Annotated in this window: 20 protein-coding genes; 12 read left to right on the top strand and 8 right to left on the bottom strand. The window is 66.6% G+C overall.

All coding sequences use genetic code 11. The features are described 5' to 3' along the window. Positions 1–305: 305 nt before the first annotated feature. From HUT07_RS16145 to HUT07_RS16130, 4 genes are all read right to left on the bottom strand, one after another. On the bottom strand, positions 306–1,133 hold the full coding sequence (locus HUT07_RS16145; RefSeq protein WP_089238831.1) for a class I SAM-dependent methyltransferase: 828 nt from the start codon (positions 1,131–1,133) through the stop codon (positions 306–308). Positions 1,134–1,143: 10 nt separating this feature from the next. Then, entirely contained in the window at positions 1,144–2,139 is a 996-nt protein-coding gene (dusB, locus tag HUT07_RS16140; protein WP_176021751.1) for a tRNA dihydrouridine synthase DusB, read from the bottom strand. A 339-nt stretch (positions 2,140–2,478) separates the two neighbouring features. Then, entirely contained in the window at positions 2,479–3,444 is a 966-nt protein-coding gene (locus tag HUT07_RS16135; RefSeq protein ID WP_176021750.1) for a ribokinase, read from the bottom strand. A gap of 25 nt (positions 3,445–3,469) precedes the next feature. Further along, positions 3,470–4,768: a nucleoside transporter C-terminal domain-containing protein gene (locus tag HUT07_RS16130; RefSeq protein ID WP_176021749.1), complete on the bottom strand. Its 1,299-nt coding sequence runs from the start codon at positions 4,766–4,768 to the stop codon at positions 3,470–3,472. A 193-nt stretch (positions 4,769–4,961) separates the two neighbouring features. Here HUT07_RS16130 and HUT07_RS16125 point away from each other — a divergent pair, with 193 nt between their 5' ends. From HUT07_RS16125 to HUT07_RS16105, 5 genes are all read left to right on the top strand, one after another. After that, positions 4,962–5,933, top strand: coding sequence for an aldo/keto reductase (locus HUT07_RS16125; protein ID WP_176021748.1), 972 nt, complete (start codon positions 4,962–4,964; stop codon positions 5,931–5,933). Positions 5,934–6,130: 197 nt separating this feature from the next. Beyond that, positions 6,131–6,325 (top strand): hemin uptake protein HemP, encoded by a 195-nt coding sequence (locus HUT07_RS16120; protein ID WP_005412278.1) that lies wholly within the window; start codon positions 6,131–6,133, stop codon positions 6,323–6,325. Between the two features lie 152 nt (positions 6,326–6,477). After that, positions 6,478–8,664 carry a TonB-dependent hemoglobin/transferrin/lactoferrin family receptor gene (locus HUT07_RS16115; protein WP_176021747.1) on the top strand — a complete coding sequence of 729 codons (2,187 nt, stop codon included), beginning with the start codon at positions 6,478–6,480 and terminating at the stop codon, positions 8,662–8,664. A 4-nt stretch (positions 8,665–8,668) separates the two neighbouring features. After that, complete coding sequence (locus HUT07_RS16110) at positions 8,669–9,271, top strand: Hemin transport protein (RefSeq protein ID WP_176021746.1); 603 nt, start codon at positions 8,669–8,671, stop codon at positions 9,269–9,271. A gap of 72 nt (positions 9,272–9,343) precedes the next feature. Next, positions 9,344–10,279 carry a DUF6607 family protein gene (locus HUT07_RS16105; RefSeq protein WP_176021745.1) on the top strand — a complete coding sequence of 312 codons (936 nt, stop codon included), beginning with the start codon at positions 9,344–9,346 and terminating at the stop codon, positions 10,277–10,279. A gap of 99 nt (positions 10,280–10,378) precedes the next feature. Here HUT07_RS16105 and HUT07_RS16100 read toward each other — a convergent pair whose 3' ends face one another. The 3 genes from HUT07_RS16100 to HUT07_RS16090 form a co-directional block, all read right to left on the bottom strand. After that, a complete protein-coding gene (locus tag HUT07_RS16100; protein ID WP_138953239.1) occupies positions 10,379–10,732 on the bottom strand; it encodes a DMT family protein in 354 nt (117 codons plus the stop codon). Between the two features lie 68 nt (positions 10,733–10,800). Beyond that, positions 10,801–13,314 carry an FtsX-like permease family protein gene (locus HUT07_RS16095; protein ID WP_176021744.1) on the bottom strand — a complete coding sequence of 838 codons (2,514 nt, stop codon included), beginning with the start codon at positions 13,312–13,314 and terminating at the stop codon, positions 10,801–10,803. Further along, positions 13,311–13,958: an ATP-binding cassette domain-containing protein gene (locus HUT07_RS16090; protein ID WP_176022568.1), complete on the bottom strand. Its 648-nt coding sequence runs from the start codon at positions 13,956–13,958 to the stop codon at positions 13,311–13,313. Before HUT07_RS16090 ends, HUT07_RS16095 begins: the two co-directional genes overlap by 4 nt. A 75-nt stretch (positions 13,959–14,033) precedes the next feature. On the opposite strand from HUT07_RS16090, the gene HUT07_RS16085 reads away from it, so the two are divergent. The 3 genes from HUT07_RS16085 (at position 14,034) to HUT07_RS16075 (ending at position 16,907) form a co-directional block, all read left to right on the top strand. Then, on the top strand, positions 14,034–14,681 hold the full coding sequence (locus HUT07_RS16085) for an arylesterase (RefSeq protein WP_176021743.1): 648 nt from the start codon (positions 14,034–14,036) through the stop codon (positions 14,679–14,681). A gap of 90 nt (positions 14,682–14,771) precedes the next feature. After that, on the top strand, positions 14,772–15,485 hold the full coding sequence (locus tag HUT07_RS16080) for a response regulator transcription factor (RefSeq protein ID WP_002811889.1): 714 nt from the start codon (positions 14,772–14,774) through the stop codon (positions 15,483–15,485). A gap of 150 nt (positions 15,486–15,635) precedes the next feature. Continuing rightward, positions 15,636–16,907, top strand: a complete 1,272-nt coding sequence (locus HUT07_RS16075) for a HAMP domain-containing sensor histidine kinase (protein ID WP_176021742.1) — start codon at positions 15,636–15,638, stop codon at positions 16,905–16,907. 288 nt (positions 16,908–17,195) lie between these two features. On the opposite strand, the gene HUT07_RS16070 is transcribed toward HUT07_RS16075, so the two are convergent. After that, positions 17,196–17,894, bottom strand: coding sequence for an SGNH/GDSL hydrolase family protein (locus HUT07_RS16070; RefSeq protein WP_176021741.1), 699 nt, complete (start codon positions 17,892–17,894; stop codon positions 17,196–17,198). 223 nt (positions 17,895–18,117) lie between these two features. Here HUT07_RS16070 and HUT07_RS16065 point away from each other — a divergent pair, with 223 nt between their 5' ends. The 4 genes from HUT07_RS16065 (at position 18,118) to HUT07_RS16050 (ending at position 21,872) form a co-directional block, all read left to right on the top strand. Next, entirely contained in the window at positions 18,118–18,513 is a 396-nt protein-coding gene (locus HUT07_RS16065) for a diacylglycerol kinase (RefSeq protein WP_176021740.1), read from the top strand. 33 nt (positions 18,514–18,546) lie between these two features. Further along, positions 18,547–19,296, top strand: a complete 750-nt coding sequence (locus tag HUT07_RS16060; protein ID WP_100434065.1) for a TerC family protein — start codon at positions 18,547–18,549, stop codon at positions 19,294–19,296. A gap of 208 nt (positions 19,297–19,504) precedes the next feature. Beyond that, positions 19,505–20,665: an MFS transporter gene (locus HUT07_RS16055; RefSeq protein ID WP_176021739.1), complete on the top strand. Its 1,161-nt coding sequence runs from the start codon at positions 19,505–19,507 to the stop codon at positions 20,663–20,665. 586 nt (positions 20,666–21,251) lie between these two features. Beyond that, complete coding sequence (locus HUT07_RS16050) at positions 21,252–21,872, top strand: LemA family protein (RefSeq protein ID WP_025877902.1); 621 nt, start codon at positions 21,252–21,254, stop codon at positions 21,870–21,872. The last annotated feature ends 2 nt before the right edge of the window (positions 21,873–21,874 follow it).

Raw genomic sequence — 21,874 nt, 5'->3', positions numbered from 1 at the left:
GTGGCGCATACCTCGGCCGCTCAATACAGCGTATCTGGCACGCACCCGAACAGTAGATCCACGCCATGCGTGGATGTGGGGCATCGGCGGCAGTCACGCATGGCGTGGCTCTACTGCATCCGGTCACGCCGGTCACGTGAGTGGCGTATACCTCGGCCGCTCAATACAGCGCATCTGGCACGCACCCGGACAGTAGATCCACGCCATGCGTGGATGGGGTGTGCACCGGCGGCGGCAGCCACGCATGGCGTGGCTCTACTGCATCCGGGCACGCCGGTCACGTGAGTGGCATATACCTCGGCCGCTCAATACACCGTCGCGCGGCCCTGCACGAACGAATAGAAGAACACCGCGTTCGGATCGTTCTGCACCAGCCGGAACTCGCGGCGCATGCCTTCAACGGTTTCTTCGTCCACCGTGCCGGCCTGCAGCAGCTGATCGGCCGCCGAAAGCAGCAGCTGTTCCCAGAACGCGATCATCGTCTTGCGACGCGCCGGTTCACGGTTGTCCAGGTGGATGGTCTTGATCTCGGTGTGCACGTCGCGGAAGCCGCCGGCCAGCAGCAGGTTGCCGAGCTTGGCGCCGACGAACGGATCACCGCCGTGGTCGTACTGGAAATCATTGAAGGCCATCCAGTAGCGCCAGATGTGCGGCGAATACGGATCAAGCAGGAACGAAGCATTCATCACCTCGGTGATGTAGACCGGCGAGCCCGGGGCCAGCACGCGGCGCACTTCACTCAGCACGCGCGCGGGCGAGGGCACGTGTTCCAGCACCCAGCACAGGAAGGCCGCATCGAAGGTGCGCGCCTCGAACGGCAGTTCGCCGGCATCGGCCTGCTGCAGCGTGTAACGGTCGCTGCACCACGGCGTGCGCGCCAGATTCTCCCGCGCCGTTTCCAGCTGGGTCTCGCTCAGGTCCACACCCGTCACGTGCAGCTCGGGGAAGCGGCGCAGCAGGATCTCGGTCTGTGCACCCACGCCGCTGCCGACTTCCAGCAGGCGCTTTGCGCCGCTGTAATCGATCTGGCCGAAGATGCTCGATTCCAGCAGGCGCGCCTGGGTCATCAGGCGCTGCTGCTCGGTGCCGGAGAACCCGTGCAGGTAGGTCGGGGAAGAAATCGGCGGGGTCATGATTGCGGGCTCAGGCAGCAGAAGACATCGCCGGTTCCCCAGCGATCAGGCGGTCGAAATAATCGGTGGTCAGCGCGATCTGGCTGGCCGGATCTTCAGCACGGTTGACCACCGCGCGGAACGCGGCATTCTCCGGCCGGTCCTTGGCGTACCAGCCCAGGTGCTTGCGCGCGATGCGCACGCCCTGCGGTTCGCCGTAGAAATCATGCAGCGCGTGCAGATGGCCGAGCAGGATGTCGCGCACTTCGGCCAGTGACGGCGGCGGCAGTTCCTGGCCGGTGGCCAGGTAATGCGCCACCTCGCGGAAGATCCACGGCCGGCCCTGTGCGGAGCGGCCGATCATTACCGCGTCCACGCCGGTCTGCTTCAGTACGAACGCAGCCTTCTGCGGTGAATCGATATCGCCGTTGGCGATTACCGGAATGCGCAGTGCGGCCTTGATCTCGCCGATCGTGGCGTACTCGGCCTGGCCGGTGTAGTGCTGGTCGCGGGTGCGGCCATGCACGGCCAGTGCGGCGATGCCGCTGGCCTCGGCGATGCGGGCGATCACCGGACCATTGCGATGGTCGCAGTCCCAGCCGGTGCGGATCTTCAGGGTGACCGGCACGTCCACCGCGTTGACCACCGCTTCAAGGATGCGCGCCACCAGCTGTTCATCGCGCATCAGCGCCGAGCCGGCCCAGGCGTTGCACACCTTCTTGGCCGGGCAGCCCATGTTGATGTCGATGATCTGCGCGCCATGGTCGACGTTGTAGCGCGCGGCCTCGGCCAGCTGCTGCGGCTCGGTGCCTGCGATCTGCACGCTGATCGGTGCCGGCTCGCCGTCATGGTCCATGCGATGGATCGACTTGCGCGTGTTCCAGAAGCGCGGGTCGCTGATCGTCATTTCCGAGGCGGCCAGGCCTGCGCCCAGCCGTTTGCACAGCAGGCGGAAGGGCTTGTCGGTGACACCGGCCATGGGCGCCAGCACGACGTTGGGGGCAATGGAGTACGGGCCGATCTGCATGCGCCCATTGTAGGGCGCGGGCGGCGCCCCGGCCGGGTTGGCGGACTGCCGGTTCAGGCCCATCCGGACCGACCTCATGCCGGACGGGCATCAGCAGATGCTTGACGGTTGCTTCCGTCGCCCCCAAGGGCAGGCGATGGTGATCGGCTGGGTGTACCGGTAAGGCCCCATCCACGCATGGCGTGGATCTACTGCGCGCCCGACCCGCGCGGATGGGGCCTTCGCGCCCCGCGTCCTGGTAGATCCACGCCATGCGTGGATGGAGCCTTGCCCATGAACGTGAAAAGGCCCGGGCATCTGCATGCCCGGGCCCGATCATCATCCCCGCGGGGATGAGCGTTATTTCACTTCCGCATCGGCCGGGGTGAAGCGCGGCATCGCGGCGGCGGCGCCTTCCTTCTCGGTGGAGCGACCGGCGAACTGGTTGGCGAAGCGCACGTGGCGGGCGAACGGGGCATCGGCCACCTGCGCCAGCGATGCAGCCAGCGCACCGTTGAAGGCATCACCGGCACCGGTGGTGTCGATCGCCTGCACCTGCTCGGCACCCACGCGGTAGTACGGCTGGGTGTCGCCACGCAGGTGTTCGTCGGCGTGCGACACGAACACGCCCACCGAACCCAGCGTGACCACCACGGTGCCGTTGCCGACCAGCTTGCGGCACAGCGCATGCAGGCTGGCACCGTCCAGCGCGGCGACGTCATTGGCATCAACGCGTTCACCGACATGACGGCCGAGCAGGGAAGCGAACTCGGTCTCGTTCGGGGTGATCACGTCGGCCAGCTTGAGCAGGCCGATGGTCGAGGGCGCATCGGCCGGGGCGGTGTTGAGCACGGTGGTGACACCGGCCTCGCGGGCCACGGCCAGTGCCGCTTCGATGGTCTGCACCGGCGATTCCAGCTGCGCCAGCACCACCTTGGCACCGGTCAGCAGGGCCTGCTGTTGCTGCACGAAGTCGGTGCCCAGCGCCGCGTTGGCACCCGGACCGATGACGATGGTGTTGCGGCCACGGGCATCAACGTAGATGCCGGCGGTGCCGGTCGGTTCGCTGCTGGCTTCGGCGATCAGCGCGAAACCATCCTGCGCGGCCAGGTCACGGGCGGTGGCACCACCGGCGTCGTCACCCAGCGCACACAGGAAGCTGGTGTCAGCGCCGGCACGGCAGGCGGCCACGGCCTGGTTGAAGCCCTTGCCACCCGGGCCGGTGCTGTAGCGGCCGGCAATGGTCGCACCCGGCGCCGGCAGCGACTCGCACCGCCACACGTGATCGACATTGAAGGAACCGACGACAACGACACTGCTGCTCATAGGGAATCTTTTCTCAAACAAGGGTTCAGCTGAAATGCGTCAGCACGCCGGCGATGGTAGCCGTCATGAAGGTGGCGATGGTACCGCCCAGCACCGCGCGCAGGCCGAACTTGGCCAGGTCATGGCGTCGTTCCGGTGCCAACCCGCCAATGCCGCCAATCTGGATCGCGATCGAGCTGAAATTGGCGAAGCCGCACAGCGCGTAGGTGGCAATCAGGCGACCTTCGTCGGACAGGCTCATGCCCGGCACCTGGCCGTTCACGATACGCGACAGTTCGGTGTAGGCGACGAACTCGTTGATCACGACCTTCTGGCCGATCAGCGAACCCACGGTGGTGGCGTCGGCCCACGGGGTGCCGATCACCCAGGCGATCGGGGCCAGCACGTAGCCGAAGATGGTCGACAGGTCGGTCGGCTTGCCGATCGCCGCCGCCAGGCCGGTGACTTCGCCGAACCAGGTCAGCGGCGCATTGAGCAGCGCGATCAGGGCGATGAAGGCCAGCAGCATCGCGCCGATGTTCAGCGCCAGCTTCAGGCCGTCACCGGCGCCGGCGGCGGCCGCGTCGATGATGTTGCTGGAGGTCTTCTCCACTTCCATCTTCACCGTGCCGCGGGTGAGCGGGGTGCCGGTTTCCGGAATCAGCAGCTTGGCCACGACCAGGGTGGCTGGCGCGGCCATGATGCTGGCTGCCAGCAGGTGCTTGGCGTAGAACGCCTGCTGCACCGGGTCGCCGCCGCCGAGCATGCCCACGTAGGCCGCCAGCACGCCGCCGGCGATGTGCGCCATGCCGCCGATCATCATCGTCAGCAGCTCGGACTGGGTCATCTTGGCGATGTACGGACGCACCGTCAGCGGTGCCTCGGTCTGGCCGATGAACACGCTGGCGCAGACGCTGGTGGTTTCCGCACCGGACACGCGCATCACCTTGGTGATCGACCAGGCCATCACCCGCACGATCGCCTGCATGACATTGAGGTGGTACATGACCCCCATCAGCGCCGAGAAGAAGATGATCGTCGGCAGCACCTGGAAGGCGAAGATGAAGCCGTAGTTCTTGGTGTCCATCAACGAGCCGAAGATGAAGCTTGAGCCCTCGTTGACGAAGCTCAGCACCTTCACGAAGCCCTGGCCCAGCGCATCGAACACGTCGCGCCCGCCCGGTACCAGGATCACCAGTGCCGCAAATGCGATCTGCAGGGTGATGCCGGTGGCGACCAGCTTCCAGTCCACCGCACGCTTGTTGTTGGAAAACAGCCAGGTGATGCCGATCAGCACCGCCAAACCGAACAGGCCGAAGCCGATCCTGCCCAAACCTTCGACCATCTGAGTGACTCCCCTGGGGCGTCGCGAAAAACGGGAAGCCTAGTGCAGGGCCGGGGCCGGAGCAAGGAAAAGCCGTCTGCGCGCGGCCATCGGCTCCGATCAGGCCAGCAACAGCAAGGGGTTGCGCCTGCCCGGACAGGTAGAATGGTGGCTTGATCCCGGCCCGTATGCGGGCCCGCAGCAGGAGAATCGCATGCTCTACCGTCGCCTTGGCTCCACCGGCCTGCCGATTTCCGCCCTGTCCTTCGGCGCCTGGGTGACCTTCGGCGACCAGGTGCCGCGCGATGAGGCGCGCAACCTGGTGGCGGCGGCCTGGGACCATGGCATCAACTTCTTCGACAACGCCGAGGGCTATGCCAACGGCCGCGCCGAGCAGGTGATGGGCGATGTGATCGCCGACCTGCGGCTGCCGCGCGATGGTTTCTGCGTCTCCAGCAAGGTGTTCTTCGGCAGTGCCAAGGACCCGCGGCCGACCCAGCGCGGGCTGTCGCGCAAGCATGTGACCGACGCCTGCCACGCCGCGCTCAAGCGCCTGCGGGTGGACTACCTGGACCTTTATTACTGCCATCGCCCGGATCCGGACGCCCCGATCGCTGAGACGGTGCATGCCATGGATACCCTGGTCCGGCAGGGCAAGGTGCTGTACTGGGGCACCTCGGAATGGTCGGCCAACCAGATCCAGGAAGCGGTGGACATCGCCGCGCGCCACAACCTGCAGGCGCCGTCGATGGAGCAGCCGCAATACAACCTGTTGCACCGGCAGCGGGTGGAAGTGGAGTACGCGCCGCTGTATGCCACCGCCGGGCTCGGCACCACCATCTTCTCGCCACTGGCCTCCGGCCTGCTGAGCGGCAAGTACGACGACGGCGTCCCGGCCGATGCGCGGCTGGGCCGCGAAGGCATGGGCTGGCTGCAGGACCTGGTGCTGGGCGACAACGCCGATGCGCGCCTGGCCCAGGTACGCCGCTTCAGTGCAGTGGCCCGCGAGCTGGGACACGCCCCGGCCAGCCTGGCCATCGCCTGGTGCCTGCGCAATCCCAACGTCTCCAGTGTGATCCTCGGCGCCAGCCGGGTCAGCCAGCTGCTGCAGAACCTGCAGGCGCTGGACGTGCTGGCACAGGTGGACGACGTTGGTTGGGCGCAGGTGGACGCCGTATTCGCCTGAGGACCGAGGACAGGTTGTAGGGCCGAGCCCACGCTTGGGCGGCCCTTCTGTTCCCCGCAACGGCGTAGTCGATAGATGAAAGCTATCGAATTTTCAATTTCGATCATTAATTCCATCAACTAAGTTGAGAATGATTGTTGATTGTCAACTGAGAATCATTATCATTTAACTCGTCCCTCGCACGAGTCCAGATGCTCATGAATGCTCAACCTGTACTGCTGCGCCCCGAAACGCTGACCCTCCGCGACCGCCCGGTTCGTGTCGTTCCGCCGGAAGAGGTCATCGACAGCGAAGCTCTGCTCAAGGGCCGTCGTGAAATCCTGATCCAGCACGGTGACCGCTTCTACCGTCTGCGTCATACCAGCAACGACAAGCTGATCCTGACCAAGTAACGCGGTCTGGTCGCCTGCCTCCCTCCCTCCTGTCGGCAGCGCCGGCAGGGTGGGCGACCCGTCCGCTCCTGCTCTCTCCCCCTCGGTCTACCGTTCATGCCTGCTGGGCGTGGCGGTGGCCGGGGGTTCCCCTGCCTGACCGAACGATGCCGATGACCCGCCCGACTGCCCTTTCCATTGCCTTGTGGATGGCCCTGCCGCTGTCCGCCCATGCTGCTGCCGATGCCGCGCCCGACGCGCGCGAGTTTGATCGCGTGCAGGTCACCGCCACCCGTACCGAACGTGCGGTCAGCGATGTCGCCGCCACCGTCGATGTGATCGACCGCGAGCAGATGGACCGGCAGCTGGTGCAGGACATCAAGGATCTGGTCCGCTACGAGCCGGGCCTGTCGGTCAGCCGCAGCGCTACGCGCTTCGGCCTGGGCAGCATCCGCATCCGCGGCCTGGACGGCAACCGCGTGCGCATCCAGACCGATGGCATCGCCATGCCGACCAGTTTCAACATCGGCTCGTTTTCCAACGCCAACCGCAACTTCACCGACCTGGACACGCTCAAGCGCGTGGAGATCGTGCGCGGCCCGGCCAGCTCGCTGTATGGTTCGGACGCACTCGGCGGCGTGGTTGCCTTCGTCACCAAGGACCCTGCGGATTACCTGAAGGATGGCAAGGACAGCTACGTCGGCCTGAAGTTCGGCTACGACGGCGAGTGGAAGGGCCTGCTCGGCGGCGTGACCAGCGCCTTCGGTGGCGAGCACTGGAGCGGCATGGTCAACATCAACCACCGCCAGGGCCAGGAAACCGACAACAAGGGCAACGTGCGCAGCAACGACAACACGCGTACGGCGGCCAACCCGCAGGACCGTGATGGTCGCAGCGGCCTGGCCAAGCTGGTCTATGCACCCAGCGAAGACCAGCGCTTCCGCCTGACCGTGGAAGGCAACGAAGACAACACCGATACCGAAGTGTTGTCCGCGATCGACCGCACCACCACCACCGGCATGAAGGCGCGCGACACGCAGAACCGCACCCGCGTGTCCTTTGCCCACGAGATGGATGCGCTGGACAAGGGCTTCGCCGACAGCCTGCACTGGCAGGTCTACACGCAGGACAGCGAAACCCGGCAGCGCACCAATGAGGCGCGCGCCAATGGCAGCACCCGCCATCGCGAGTTCAGTTTCGACCAGCGCGTGTATGGTCTGCAGGCGGTGTTCAACAAGGCCTTCACCACCGGCAGCGTCGAACACGCGCTGACCTATGGCTTCGATGGCGCCCGCACCGAGATCCGCCAGAAGCGTGATGGCTACCAGGTCAGCAACCGCGGCGTGGTCAGCACCACGATCCTGCCCGACGCGTTCCCCGTGCGCGATTTCCCGATCAGCAGGACCACCGAGCTGGGCCTGTACGCGCAGGATGAAATGCGCCTGGCCGACGGCAAGCTGTCGCTGGTGCCCGGCGTGCGCGTGGACCGCTACGAACTGAAGCCGGACGTGGACAGCATCTTCGCCGAGGACAATCCGGGCGTGGCCGTGTCCGAACTGAAGAAGACCAGCGTGTCGCCGAAGTTCGGCCTGGTCTATCGCTTCACCGACGAGCTGTCGCTGTTCGCGGGCTATTCGCGTGGGTTCCGCTCGCCGCCGTACAACGACGTCAACCTCGGCTTCACCAACTTCGCCTTCGGTTACACCGCCATTCCCAATCCGGACCTGAAGCCGGAAACCAGCGACGGTGTCGAGCTGGGCATGCGCTTCCTGACCCCGGCGGCGTACGTGAGCCTGAGTGGCTACTACAACGACTACAAGGACTTCATCGAGTCGCAGACGCTGGTGGGTACCAACGCGCAGGGCTTGATGGTGTTCCAGTCGCGCAACATCGCCGACGCGCGCATCTACGGCGCCGAACTGAAGGCCGGCGTCGACTTCGGTCAGATCAGTCCGGCGCTGCAGGGCTGGGCGCTGCGCAGTGCGGTGGCGTGGTCGCGCGGCGACAACAAGACCGCCGATGTGCCGCTGGATTCGGTTGATCCGATGCGCGGTACCGTCGGCCTGATGTACGACACCGATACCTGGGGCGTCGAACTGGCCGGCACCTTCGTCAAGCGCAAGGACCGGCTGGCCAGCACCACCGCCTATCGCCCGGCCGGCTACGGCGTAGCCGACCTGATGGCGCACTGGAACTTCGCTCCGGGCGCAACCTTCAACGTTGGTGTCTTCAACCTGGGTGACAAGCGTTACATCGACTGGTCCAACGTCGGCTCGACCCTGTCGGCCACCAGCACCGTTCTGGACCGCTATACCAGCCCCGGCCGCACCCTGTCGGCCAGCCTTGCCGTGTCCTGGTGATCCCATGAGCCGAGCCCTGTCCGCGCGTCGCCTGCCGTCCTCCCTGTCGCGTTCGTCGCTGCGGGCGTGGCCCGCGCCGGCACAGCTGGCAGCGCTCGGCACCGTGTTGTGCCTGTACCACGCCGATGGCAATGAACTGGGCGGCTGGCGCCAGGCGGTATCGGTGCATGCCTGCCAGGGCGTGGACAGCGAAGGCCTGCGCGAAAGCCTGTGTTTCCTCGATGCACGTGGCCGTTGCGTGTGGCGGCTGTACCTGTTGCCGGACAGCGATTTCCTGGCCTGGGACCGGCTGGTGGCGACGCTGCCGCCGGGACCTTCGCACGATGCCGATGGCAGCGTCGGCGAGCGCCTGTGGCGGCGTTTGGCCGGGCACCTGGGCGGCCAACGCTGGCGCCTGTGCACGCTGCGCCTGCATGCCGCCGACGAGGGCCGCACTCTCGCAGCCAGCCTGTCCACGCTGTCCTCGCTGGGTGCCGCCACCGCACGCCGTATCGCGCGCATGGAAGGCGCCGAAGGTGAGCTGGCGATCGATGACTGCTGCTGCGCCGACGCCGCACGCCGTCCCGCCGCGCGTGCTCCCGGCGATCTGCCGCTGGTCCGCCTGTGACCTGATTCCGATGGATCGCCTGCTGGCCAGGATGGCCTTTCCACGAAACCTGCAACCCCGAAGGAAGACCCGATGAAGTTCCAGACAGCCAGCGTGATGGTGCTGCTCGCCGCCAGTGGCGCCGCCAACGCACAGCCCTCCGACATCGCCCGTGACCACGACAGCATCCTGGCGATGCAGGGCGAGTACACGGTGGATTTCGCCTTCGATGAGACCGTGCTGCTGAAGCCGGGCTACGAGCGCGCACCGGCCATGCGCAGCGGCGGCAACGAAGTGGTTATCGTGGTCGAGGACAGCCCGAAGCGCATCGTGCTGCAGCACCTGCTGGTGGACAGCAAGAGCGGCCATGTGACCAAGCACTGGCGCCAGGACTGGGTGTACGAAGCGCCGAACCGCTTCGAGTTCAGCGCCGACCAGACGTGGCAGGTACGCACGATTGCCGCTGCGACCAACCAGGGCGCCTGGACCCAGTGCGTGTACGAAGTCAGCGACGCACCGCGCTATTGCGGCACCGGCACGTGGACCTACGGCAACAACGTTCCGACCTGGACCAGCGACATCAGCTGGCGCCCGCTGCCACGCCGCGAGTACACCAAGCGCAGCGACTACAACGCGCTGGCCGTGGTCAACCGCCACACCCTGACGCCGAACGGCTGGACCCACGAGCAGTTCAACACCAAGGTGCAGCGCAACGTCGATGGCAGCCAGGTCGAAATCGCCCGCGAATTCGGCTTCAACGACTACATCAAGACCACTGAGGTCGACTTCACCCCGGCGCGCGATTACTGGAAGGCCACTGCCGGTTACTGGAGCAAGGTGCGCCAGCGTTGGGACGGCTTCCTGACCCAGGCCCCGGGCGTGCACCTGAAGACCAAGCTCGACGGCATGGCGATGATCATCCCGTTGTTCACCCAGGCCGAAGAGATCCAGGCCGGGAAGAAGGTGAAGGACAAGCAGATCGACGAGGTCTTCGCCAAGTACGTGGAAAAGGCGCCGAAGGAAGGTTGATCGGTGCGGTAGGGTGCCGGGCTGCCCGGCACCGTATCCACGCACGGCGTGGATCTACCGGGGCAATCCGCAGTAGATCCAGGCCATGCGTGGATGCTTTCATTCCTTGAACATCAAAAACGCCGCCGCCACGATCAGCCCGAACGCCGCATAGTGGTTCCACTTCAGCGGCTGGCCCAGGTAGAACGCGGAAAACACCGCAAACACCAGCAGCGTGATCACTTCCTGCATGCCCTTCAGCTGCGGCGCCGAATACACCGCGCTGCCCAGCCGGTTGCCCGGCACCTGCAGGCAGTACTCGAAGAACGCGATGCCCCAGCTGACCATGATGACCATCATCAACGGCGCGCTCTTGTACTTCAGGTGCCCATACCAGGCGAAGGTCATGAAGATGTTGCTGCCGAGCAGCAGCAACACCGGGTACAGGTAGGCGGCGAACGACGTGCCGGGCATCCGGGCGATCTCGTGGGAATGGGGCGCGCAGCATACAACCGCGCGCCCTCCGGGCTTTCACAACGGCATCAGGCCTCGCGCAGTGCCAATGCCGGTGGCGTGTGCAGGATCCGCCGGGTGCCCCACCAGCCGGCCAGCAGGCTCAGGCCGATGCCGAGCAGGCCACCCAGCAGCAGGCCCGGCCAAGGCGGCAGCAGCGGCAGCTCGAACACCTTCTGCGACACCGCCACGCCGATCACTGCTGCCGCGCCCACCGCCAGCAGCGCCGCGAGGGCGCCCAGCGCACCGAACTCGACCAGCACCGCGCCACGCAGCTGCCGCCGCGTTGCACCCAGCGTACGCAGCACTGCGCTGTCATAGCGGCGCTCGCCAGCCGTCGCCTGCAGCGCCGCCAGCAGTACCAGCACGCCAGCCAGCAGGCTGAACACCATCACCAGCTGCACCGCCTGCGCCACCCGTTCCATTACATCGCGCACCTGCGAGATCACCGCATCCACGTCCAGCAGCGACAGGTTCGGCTGCGCGCGCACCAGGGCCCCGAGACCCGCCGCCTGTCCCGCCGGCAGGTGGAACGCCGACAGCAGGTTGTGCGGCGTATCGCCCACCGCGTTCGGGTTCAACAGCACGAAGAAGTTCGGCCGGAAGGTGTTCCAGTCCGCTTTGCGCACACTGGTCACGGCGAACTCGCGCTCCTGCTCACCCACCGCAATGGTGATGCGGTCGCCCGGATGCACGCCGTAGCGCTTGGCCCAGCCGATCTCCACCGAGGCTTCCGGCGCGGTGCTGTCCGGCGTCCAGAACGTGCCGTTGACCAGTGTATTGGCCGGCGGGAACGTGCTGCGCCAGCTGAAGTTCAGCGGCCGGTTCTCGTCATCGTCGTCGCGCTGGCCTTCGCCCTGCGCCTGATTGCCTTCGGCCGGGGTGCGGTCCACCCGCAGCGGCGGCTTGCCGTTGATCGCGATCAGGCGGCCGGTGGCCATCGGTTCGATGCTGGCGTCGTCCGCACCCAGGCCGTGCAGAGCGGCCAGCACGCTGTCGCGCTGCTCGGGCTGGATGTTGATCAGGAAGTAGTTCGGCGTGTCCGCGGGCAGGCGCTCGCGCCATTGCTGCAACAGGCCGGGGCCGATCACCGCCAGCAACAGCAGGGCGCACAGCGACAGTGACAACCCCACAAGTTGCATCACTGCCAGCATCCGCCGCCGGGTCAGCGCGGCCAGTCCCAACCGCCAGTTGCCGTGCAGACGATGCTGCAGGCCACGCAACAACTGCAGCAGCAGGAACCCGACCACGCCTGCGGCGACCGCCAGCCCGGCCAGGCCACCCAGCACCCACAAGGCCAGCTTCAAGTCGCCGGTGACCTGCACAGCAAGCACCAGACTGGCCGCGAGTGCGGCCACATAGGCCAGCAGCGAGGCCGGCGGCAAGGCCGCGAACGAGCGGTTGAGCACGCGCATCGGCGGCACCCCACGCAGGCGCAGCAGCGGCGGCAGCCCGAAGCCGAACAGCAGCAACAGGCCGATCCCCGCGCCGGTCAGCGCGGGCATCGCTTCGGGCAGCGGCAGGCGTTGCGGCACCAAGCTGCCCAGCACCTGCACCAACCCTTCCTGCGCGGCCATGCCCAGGCCGATGCCGATCGCGCAGGCCGGTACCGCCAGCATCAACAGCTGCAGTGCCAGGCCGAACAGGACGTCGCGTTGGCGTGCGCCCAGGCAGCGCAGGATCGCCACCTGGTCGATGCGACGCAGGGCGAACCGGTTGGCCGCCAGTGCGGTGGCCACGCCGGCCAGCAGCACCGCCAGCAGTGCGCTCAGGCCGAGGAAGCGACCGGCCAGGTCGAAGGCTTGGCGTACCCCGCGCTGGGTATCGTTCACGCTGAGCAGGCGCATGCCTTTCACCTGCGGCAGCAGCCATTGCCGGAAGGCCGCGATATCGGTGGCTGGGCCGGTGAACATCAATCGGTAGTTGATGCGGCTGCCAGGGCCGAGCAGGCCGGTACCTTCCACATCGGCGCGGTTGACCAGCAGGGTCGGCGACAGCGTCAGCAGGTCGCCACCGGCATCCGGTTCCGATTCGATGATGCCGGCGATGCGCAGCGTGCCCGCGCCGAATTCCAGATCATCGCCGGCCTTCAGGCCGAGCGCCTGCAGCAGGCGTGGATCGGCATAGGCCTGGCCCTTTGCGGGCATCCCGGCGTCGGCGATCAGTGCGCCGCCGGGCGTGGCGCGCACGCGCAACGCACCGCGTAGCGGGTAGCCTGCTTCCACGGCCTTGATGCTGGCCATCTGGCTGGCATCGCCCTGGAACAGCACGCTGCCGAAGCTGGCCAGCCGCGTGTGCGCCAGGCCGCGTCGCTGCGCTTCGTCGGCGAACGCAGCAGGCGGGTCGTCGCGCCCGGCCACGCCGAGGTCGCCGCCGAGCATTTCCGCGGCGCTGCTGGTCAATGCCAGGTTGACCCGGTTGACCAGCGTGCCCACCGCTGTCATCACCGCCACGCCCAGTACCAGGGCGGCGAAGACGGTCAGCAGGTCACCGGCCAGGGCTTCGCGGCGCAGTGCGCGCCACGCATGCCGCAGCAGGTTCATGCGTCCACTCCGTGTTCCACCGGCTGCAGGCGGCCGTTGTCGATGCGATGGATGTACTGGCAGCGCTGCGCCAGGCGCAGATCGTGGGTGACCAGCACCAGCGTGGTCCCGCTGCCGGCATTGAGTTCAAACAGCAGATCGCTGATGTGCTGGCCGGTGGCCTGGTCCAGCGAGCCGGTGGGCTCGTCGGCGAACAGGATGCGCGGGCGGGTGACGAAGGCACGGGCGAGGGCGACACGCTGCTGTTCGCCGCCGGACAACTGCCGTGGATAGTGGCGCGCGCGGTGCGAGAGCCCGACCGCAGCCAGCACCTCATCCACCCGCCTGCGGTCCTCGCGCCCGGCCAGTTCCAGCGGCAGCGCGATGTTCTCGGCGGCCGTCAGCGCCGGCAGCAGATGGAAGCTCTGGAAGACAAAGCCGACTTCGCGTGCGCGCAGCTGTGCACGCGCTTCTTCGTCCAATGCGGTCAGTTCCTGGCCCGCCAGCGCGATGCGGCCGCGGCTGGGCAGGTCCAGCCCGGCCAGCAGGCCGAGCAGGGTGGTCTTGCCGGAACCGGAGGCCCCGACAATCGCCACGCTGGTGCCTTCATGGACGGTCAGGGTGATGTTGTCCAGTATGTGGACTTCACCCTCCGGGCCATGCACGGATTTGCCGACCTGGTCGACGGCGATGGCGACGGGCGCGCTGCGGGGGGACAGGCTGTCGATGAGGAGACTCCAATGCGCAAGACGGGATGGAGCCGGCAAGCCGGCGCAATGATGATGCTGTTGCTAGGGTTGCTGCTGTTGCCGGCACTGGCGTGTGCCAAAGGTCCGGCCACCGGTACCGTGCTGGTGCTCGGTGACAGCCTCAGTGCCGCCCACAATATCCCGGCCGATGCAGGCTGGGTCAGCCTGCTGCAGCAGCGGGTCAGGCAGCAGTCGAAAACCCCACCGCGCATCGTCAACGCCAGCATGAGCGGGGAAACCACCGCTGGCGCGCTGACCCGCCTGCCGGGCCTGCTCGGCCGCGAGAAGCCCACGGTGGTGGTGATCGCCCTCGGTGGCAACGATGCGCTGCGCGGGCTGACCCCGGCGCAGGTGCAGGGCAACCTGGAAAAAATGGTGCAGGCCAGCCAGAAGGCCGGGGCCAAGGTGCTGCTGTTGGGCATCGACGTGCCGCCCAACTATGGGCCGGGCTACCGCCAGCGCCTGGCGGCGGCGTACCGTGCACTGGCCACGCAGTACAAGGTGCCGTTGCTGCCGTTCCTGCTGGAAGGCGTGGCCCTGCAGCCGGGGTTGATGCAGGCTGACGGCCTGCATCCCACCGCGCAGGCGCAGCCGAAAGTGCTGGACAACGTATGGCCGCTGTTGAAACCGCTGCTGTGAGCACATCATCTTCTTTTCATTGACGCAGCTTCACATCGCGTGCACCGTCGATCGGGCATGTTTCACAAAGCTGAAGAAAAAGGGATTCTCATGCGTCAGACGAAGGAGACTTCCGGCTTGGTGCTGGTGGTCGAAGACAACCGCAACATCTCCGAGATGATCGGTGAATACCTGGAAGGCCGTGGCTTCGAGGTGGACTATGCGCAGGATGGCCTGGACGGCTACCGTCTGGCTGCCGAGAACAGCTACGACGTGGTCGTGCTGGACCTGATGCTGCCGCGACTGGATGGCATCGAAGTGTGCCGCCGGCTGCGCAACGATGCGCGCAAGTCGACCCCGGTGCTGATGCTGACCGCGCGCGACACGCTGGATGACAAGCTTACCGGCCTCGGTTTTGGTGCCGATGATTACCTGACCAAGCCGTTCGCGATCCAGGAACTGGAAGCCCGCCTGCGCGCGCTGATCCGCCGCGAGCGTCGCCAGGTCGGTTCGGAAGTGCTCAAGGTCGCCGACCTGGTGCTCGATCCGGTCAGCATGCGTGCCACGCGTGCCGGCACCGAACTGCAGCTGTCGCCGATCGGCCTGCGCCTGTTGACCATCCTGATGCGCGAATCGCCGCGTGTGGTCACCCGCCAGGAAATCGAGCGCGAAATCTGGGGCAACGGCCTGCCTGATTCGGACACGTTGCGCAGCCACCTGTACAACCTGCGCAAGATCATCGACAAGCCGTTCGACCGGCCGCTGCTGCACACCGTGCAGAGTGCGGGCTATCGCATCGCCGATATCGCCCAGCCGATGGCCTGACCCACGTCGTGCCGGTGTTGCAGCAGAACCGGCACGGCCGTGGTCGGCAGGGAAGAGGTGAACGGTCCGGAGACCCGGTCGTCATCATCCATGCACGATCACGGCACAGTGCGCTGCCTATAATCGCAGCGCTCTGACCGGGACACCGCAATGCCGCACGGCCTGCCGCGCAAGATCCGTATCGCCTTCATCCTGCAAGCCGTGCTGGCCAGCCTGGGTATTCTGCTGGGTGCCTGGCTGGTTTCGCTGGTGATCAAGCACAGCCTGGTCGGTGCAGCCCTGCGCGAAGAGGCGGCGTACTACTGGACATTGCACGAGGCGTCGCCCGTGCAGCCGCCGCCCAATACCCAGAACATCCGTGGCTACCTGCTGGAACGCGGGCAGTCCAGCCTGTCACTGCCCGCCAACCTGCGTACGCTGGAACCGGGTTTCCACGAGCTGCCCGACGACGATCAGCTGGTGCTGGTCGACGCCCGCGAAGAGGGACGCCTGTACCTGGTGTTCCTGCGCTCGCGCGCGGAGATGCTGGCGTTCTGGTTCGGCATCGTGCCGGTGCTGCTGACCCTGCTGGCGGTGTATGGCGCCTCCTGGATCACCTACCGTGCTTCCAAACGCCTGGTGTCACCGGTGAACTGGCTGGCGCGCCGTGTCTCGCGCTGGGATCCTGGGCATCCGGAAGCGGCCGATCTGGAGCCGGACAAGCTGCCTGCGGACATGCAGGGCGAGACCCGGCAACTGGCGGCGGCGCTGCATTCGCTGGCCAACCGGGTCACCGCGCACGTGGCACGCGAGCGCAATTTCACCCGTGATGCCAGCCATGAACTGCGCACGCCGCTGACCGTCATCCGCGTGGCCAGCGACATGGCATTGGGCGATGAAAGCCTGGAGCCGCGCCTGCGCCGCAGCCTGCAGCGCATCCAGCGTGCAGGGCGGGACATGGAAGCGGTGATCGATGCGTTCCTGATCCTGGCCCGCGAGGCCGACGTCGAGCCGCAGGTGGAACTGTTCGACGTCAACGACATCGTCCGCTACGAAGTGGACAACGCCAATGAGCTGCTGGTGGGCCGACCGCTGGCGGTGCACCTGCACAGTGACGCGACCGTGCAGCTGCACGCACCGCCGCGGGTATTGCAGGTGGTGGTCAGCAACCTGGTGCGCAATGCCTGCAGCTATACCGACGAAGGTCGCATCGACGTGCACGTGCACAATGACCGGGTGGTGGTGAGCGATACCGGCATCGGCATGTCCGCCGACGCGCTGTCGCGTGCGTTCGAGCCGTTCTATCGTGCCGATCCCAGCCGCCCGCAGGGTACGGGCCTGGGTCTGTCGATCGTGCGCCGCCTGTGTGACCGCTTCGGTTGGAAGGTCAGCCTGGCCAGCGAGCTGGGCAAGGGCACCGAAGCGACGGTGATTTTCCGCTGAGGGCCGGGCTGCGCCCGGCACCCGCAGAGGCGTTCAAGCAACAGCAACAGCGGGCATTCCGTGGGAGCGCGGGGCGCTGTGGGTGTGCGGGGCCGCCGTGAACCCGTCCATGGGGGCTTGGTCGCCGCATCCATGCGGCTCACACCCCGCAAACCCACAGCGCCCCGCCTTCGACAGGTTCCCGCTGCTGTTGGTAGGTGTCGACCTTGGTCGACACGTAGATCCACGCCATGCGTGGATGAAGCGTCTCCGGTAGTGCCGGCCGCTGGCCGGCAACCACAGCATCACTCAGTTGCAGTTGACCTTCGGCGCCAGCGCCTTGGTCCAGATCGCATAGCCGGCCGGGGTCATGTGCAGCATGTCCTCGCGGAACAACGCGGCATCGGGCTGCCCATCGGCCCCCAGCATCGGGGTGTAGATGTCGGTGTAGCCGGTGTTGGGCAGCTTCGCCAGCGCGGCCTTGATCTTCGCGTTGGCGTCGTTGATCGCCGGCAGCAGGTGCGCGCGCGACGGGCTGGGCTTGATGGAAACGTACTCCACCTTCGTCTTCGGCAGGTCGCGATGCACGCGCTGCACGAAGGCCACCACGTCGTCGCGTACCTGGGTCGCGCTGCGGCCGCTGTTCAGGTCGTTGTCGCCGGCATAGAAGAACACCTTGCATGGCGCGTACGGCACGATGGCCTGGCCGGCATACCAGGTGCTGTCGCGTACTTCCGAGCCACCGAAGCCGCGGTTGAACACCGGTTGCCCGGAGAAGTCGTCGGCCAGGGTGTCCCACATGCGGAAGGACGAGCTGCCGATGAATTCGATGCCGCCGCGCGGCGGCGGATTGGTCCGGTCGGCGCTGGCGAAGGCCGCCATGTCGGCGGCCCAGGCCACGTTAGAGACCTGCGCGGGTACCTGCGGCGGAGCGGGTGGGCTCAGGGCCTGGGCCAGCGGCGCGGCCAGCAGGCCAAGCAGGATCAGGCAGGTACGGGGACGGGTCATCAGGCACTCCGGCAGGGCAGGGGGCATTCATCATAGAAGCTGGTCCGGCCCCACGCTTGGCCGCGCCGGGCCATTCGCGGGGCCGCGTGGCGGGTCGTCCGGGGTGCCACTGTCGCCCTTGTGGCAAAATGGGGGCTGTCTGCCTATCCCTGTGCACCCATGACTCCCTGCCGTGCGTCTGAGCGGTCGCTGCGCCGCGCCCCTGTTGCTGGATCCTTCACCCGTGGCTGATCAGTTCGGCCACATGCCTCGCGGCCCGCGCCGCATCTTCCAGGCCGCCCGTTGGTCCTGGCAGGGCCTGCGAGCCGCCTGGCTGCATGAGTCGTCGTTCCGGCTGGAGGTCTACCTGCTGGTGATGCTGACGCCGCTGGCGATCTGGCTGGGCCAGACACCGGTGGAGCGCGCGCTGATGATCGGCTCGATGCTGCTGGTGCTGGCGATGGAGCTGGCCAACTCGGCCATCGAGGCGGTGATCGAGCGCTATGGCGCGGAAATCCACGAACTGGCCGGCCGCGCCAAGGACATGGGCTCGGCGGCAGTGTTCGTGTTGATGATGAACGTGCTGCTGTGCTGGGGCCTGGTGCTGGTGCCGCGGTTGTTCCCGGCCAGCGTCGGCTGATCCTTCTTCCTCCCCCCTTGTTGAAGACTTCCCATGTCCCTTGAGTTTCTCGCCGATCCGAACGTCTGGTTGACCCTGTTCACCCTCAGTGCGCTGGAAATCGTGCTCGGTATCGACAACCTGGTGTTCATCTCCATCGCCGTCAGCAAGCTGCCCGAGAACCGCCGCCCGTTCGCGCGCCGCCTCGGCATCGCCGTGGCCTGCATCACCCGTATCGGCCTGCTGGTGTCGCTGGCGTACCTGGCGCACATGCAGGCGAACCTGTTCACCGTGGCCGGCATGGGTATCTCCATCCGCGACCTGGTGCTGATCGTCGGTGGCCTGTTCCTGATCATCAAGGGCTGGATGGAGATCAAGGAAATGATCACCGGTGGCGAAGATGAGGACCCGAGCACCACCAAGACCTCGGCCGTGTTCGGCTACGTGATCGCACAGATCGCGATCATCGACATCGTGTTCTCGCTGGACTCGGTGATCACCGCCGTCGGCATTGCCGACCACGTGCCGGTGATGGTGGCTGCGATCCTGCTGTCGGTGGCGGTCATGCTGCTGGCGGCCAACCCGCTGGGCCGTTTCATCGATGCCAACCCGACCGTGAAGATGCTGGCCCTGGCCTTCATCCTGCTGATCGGCGCGGTGCTGATCCTGGACGGCCTGGACGTGCACGTGCCCAAGCCCTACATCTACGCCGCGATGGGCTTCTCGGTGCTGGTGGAGTGGCTGAACCTGCTGATGCGCCGCCGCGCACGCGAACACCACGTGCCGGGCGCCGGCGACTGGTAAGCACTCCCCCGAACCCCCGGCCCGCGCCGGGGGTTCTGCTTTCCGGGCGCCGCTGCGCTCGCCGGGCGTGGCGCGGTGCTACCCGGATGGCGGCACTTGTGAATCGGGATCAACACTGTTTTCCCGCGGCGAGGCTTACTCCCGGCCGGCAAAGCGCGCAGGCTACGCGCTCATTTTCCACAGGGCCTGCCCCACGCAGGCAACCCCCATGAATTCCAGAGCCGCATTGCTGGCACTCGCCGTCGGCGCCTTCGCCATTGGCACCACCGAGTTCACGCCGATGGGCCTGCTGCCGGTCATCGCCAACGGAGTGGGGGTCAGCATCCCCACCGCCGGCATGCTGATCACCGCCTATGCGGTGGGCGTGATGCTGGGCGCGCCGGTGATGACCCTGCTGATGGGACGCTTCGGCAAGCGCACCGCGCTGATGCTGCTGATGTCGATCTTCGTGGTCGGCAATGTGCTGTCGGCGCTGGCACCGAACTACGGTCTGCTGTTGCTGTCGCGGCTGGTGACCAGTCTCAATCACGGCGCGTTCTTCGGCATCGGCGCAGTGGTTGCCGCCGGCCTGGTACCGAAGGAGAAGCAAGCCGCGGCGGTGGCGACGATGTTCATGGGCCTGACCATCGCCAACATCGGTGGCGTGCCGTTGGCGACCTGGGTCGGCCAACAACTCGGTTGGCGCCTGGCCTTTGCCGGCACTGCCGTGCTCGGCGTGGTGGCGATCACCGCATTGGCGATGGCACTGCCGCCGTCGGCCGCGGGTGCGCGCCCGGACGTTCGACGTGAACTGAAAGCGATCCTGCAACCGCAGGTACTGCTGGCGATGGCGACCACGGTGCTGGGCGCTGGCGCGATGTTCACCCTCTACACCTACGTGGCGCCGGTACTGACCGAGCTGACCGGCGCGTCGAATGCCTTCATTGCATTGTCGCTGGCACTGATCGGTATTGGTTTCACCGTTGGCAACGGCATCGGCGGACGCATGGCCGACTGGTCGCTGGACGGTTCGACCCGCATCCTGCTGGCGGTTCTGGCCCTGTTGATGTTCGTGCTGCCGCTGGCCTTCATGAGCCACGCGACCGCAGCGCTTGGCGTGTTGCTGTTCGGCGCGGCGACCTTCGCCATCGTGCCGCCGCTGCAGATCCGGGTGATGCAGGCTGCGAGCGAGGCGCCGGGTCTGGCGTCGTCGATCAACGTCGGTGCGTTCAACCTCGGCAATGCACTGGGCGCGGCGCTGGGTGGTGCGGTGATCAGCCTGGGGCTGGGCTACGCGGCGATTCCGGTGGCCGGTGGCCTGCTGGCGGCATCGGCGCTGCTGCTGGCGTGGCTGGGCCGTGCGCGCGTGCCGGCTGCTGAGGCTTGCTGAGGGGTGTTGGATTCTGGCAGGGCTTGCAGCCCTGCACCCGCCGAATCAACGTCAACGGCAAAAGCCCGCATTCCGTGGGTTGGCGGGGTGGGTCCGGTTGAGGGGGACGCCGTGAACCCGTCCATGGGGGCTTGGTCGCGGCATCCATGCCGCTCACACCCCCTCAACCGGACCCACCCCGCCTTCGACAGTCTCCCGCCGCTGTTGGTGGGTGTCGACCTTGGTCGACACGGTAGATCCACGCCATGCGTGGATGGCAGGCATCAGGAATGTCTGAAGAATCGGCTTTTGCTTTTGATTTTGATTTTTTTCTTTTGATCTTCCCGCGGTGCGCAGGAAACCGTCCGTGGCCGGGAGGGTGGGTTGGCTGGGGGCGTGAGCCGCATGGATGCGGCGACCGAGCCTAAAAGGACGTATTCACGGCGGCCCCCAGCCAACCCACCCTCCCGGCCCACCCCGATATCCAGCAAACACAACCACCGCGGAGGGGGCGGCGCCCGATGGCCGACGACGGCCGACACTCTCCACACGCCCGTTAACACCGACCATGGCATGCTCGGCGCTCAGTCCACCCGGAGCCTTGGCCATGCGCCTGTTGACCCGCCTCATTCCCCTGTTGCTGCTGGCCTCCCTGCTGTCCGGCTGCGGCTACAACGCCATCCAGCAGAAGGACGAAGCGGTCAAGGCCAGCTGGTCCGAAGTGCTCAACCAGTACAAGCGTCGTGCCGACCTGGTGCCCAACCTGGTGCAGACCGTGAAGGGTTTCGCCAGCCAGGAAGAGCGCGTGCTGACCGAAGTCACCAACGCCCGTTCGCGTGTGGGTCAGATCAACGTCAACGCCGACGATGAAGCCTCGCTCAAGCAGTTCCAGCAGGCGCAGGGTGAACTCGGCAGCGCGCTGTCGCGCCTGCTCGTGGTCACCGAGAACTACCCGGTGCTCAAGTCCGACCAGAACTTCCGCGATCTGCAGGCGCAGCTGGAAGGCACCGAGAACCGCATCACCGTCGCCCGTGGCCGCTACATCCAGCAGGTGCAGGACTACAACACCTACATCCGCTCGTTCCCGCAGCTGATCACCGCCAAGATCTTCGGCTACCAGCCCAAGCCGAACTTCACCGTGGAAAACGAAGCGCAGATCTCCAACGCGCCGGCGGTTGATTTCGGCAACGCGCCGCAGCAGCAGCCGGCCCCGGCTCCGGGCCACTGACC

It is taken from the genome of Stenotrophomonas sp. NA06056, from assembly GCF_013364355.1.
Taxonomy (GTDB): Bacteria; Pseudomonadota; Gammaproteobacteria; order Xanthomonadales; family Xanthomonadaceae; genus Stenotrophomonas.
The sequence above is the reverse complement of the archived record's forward strand: the minus strand, read 5'-3'. Positions and strand labels throughout refer to the sequence as shown.

What these genes read in the sequence shown, in the direction of transcription:
- HUT07_RS16125 (WP_176021748.1), top strand. Translation starts at nt 4,962, where the DNA reads ATGCTCTACCGTCGCCTTGGCTCCACCGGCCTGCCGATTTCCGCCCTG.
- HUT07_RS16095 (WP_176021744.1), bottom strand. Translation starts at nt 13,314, where the DNA reads ATGAACCTGCTGCGGCATGCGTGGCGCGCACTGCGCCGCGAAGCCCTG.
- HUT07_RS16085 (WP_176021743.1), top strand. Translation starts at nt 14,034, where the DNA reads ATGCGCAAGACGGGATGGAGCCGGCAAGCCGGCGCAATGATGATGCTG.
- HUT07_RS16120 (WP_005412278.1), top strand. Translation starts at nt 6,131, where the DNA reads ATGAATGCTCAACCTGTACTGCTGCGCCCCGAAACGCTGACCCTCCGC.
- HUT07_RS16105 (WP_176021745.1), top strand. Translation starts at nt 9,344, where the DNA reads ATGAAGTTCCAGACAGCCAGCGTGATGGTGCTGCTCGCCGCCAGTGGC.
- HUT07_RS16050 (WP_025877902.1), top strand. Translation starts at nt 21,252, where the DNA reads ATGCGCCTGTTGACCCGCCTCATTCCCCTGTTGCTGCTGGCCTCCCTG.
- HUT07_RS16110 (WP_176021746.1), top strand. Translation starts at nt 8,669, where the DNA reads ATGAGCCGAGCCCTGTCCGCGCGTCGCCTGCCGTCCTCCCTGTCGCGT.
- HUT07_RS16080 (WP_002811889.1), top strand. Translation starts at nt 14,772, where the DNA reads ATGCGTCAGACGAAGGAGACTTCCGGCTTGGTGCTGGTGGTCGAAGAC.
- HUT07_RS16115 (WP_176021747.1), top strand. Translation starts at nt 6,478, where the DNA reads ATGACCCGCCCGACTGCCCTTTCCATTGCCTTGTGGATGGCCCTGCCG.
- HUT07_RS16055 (WP_176021739.1), top strand. Translation starts at nt 19,505, where the DNA reads ATGAATTCCAGAGCCGCATTGCTGGCACTCGCCGTCGGCGCCTTCGCC.
- HUT07_RS16130 (WP_176021749.1), bottom strand. Translation starts at nt 4,768, where the DNA reads ATGGTCGAAGGTTTGGGCAGGATCGGCTTCGGCCTGTTCGGTTTGGCG.
- HUT07_RS16060 (WP_100434065.1), top strand. Translation starts at nt 18,547, where the DNA reads ATGTCCCTTGAGTTTCTCGCCGATCCGAACGTCTGGTTGACCCTGTTC.
- HUT07_RS16075 (WP_176021742.1), top strand. Translation starts at nt 15,636, where the DNA reads ATGCCGCACGGCCTGCCGCGCAAGATCCGTATCGCCTTCATCCTGCAA.
- HUT07_RS16135 (WP_176021750.1), bottom strand. Translation starts at nt 3,444, where the DNA reads ATGAGCAGCAGTGTCGTTGTCGTCGGTTCCTTCAATGTCGATCACGTG.
- dusB (WP_176021751.1), bottom strand. Translation starts at nt 2,139, where the DNA reads ATGCAGATCGGCCCGTACTCCATTGCCCCCAACGTCGTGCTGGCGCCC.
- HUT07_RS16070 (WP_176021741.1), bottom strand. Translation starts at nt 17,894, where the DNA reads ATGACCCGTCCCCGTACCTGCCTGATCCTGCTTGGCCTGCTGGCCGCG.
- HUT07_RS16100 (WP_138953239.1), bottom strand. Translation starts at nt 10,732, where the DNA reads ATGCCCGGCACGTCGTTCGCCGCCTACCTGTACCCGGTGTTGCTGCTG.
- HUT07_RS16145 (WP_089238831.1), bottom strand. Translation starts at nt 1,133, where the DNA reads ATGACCCCGCCGATTTCTTCCCCGACCTACCTGCACGGGTTCTCCGGC.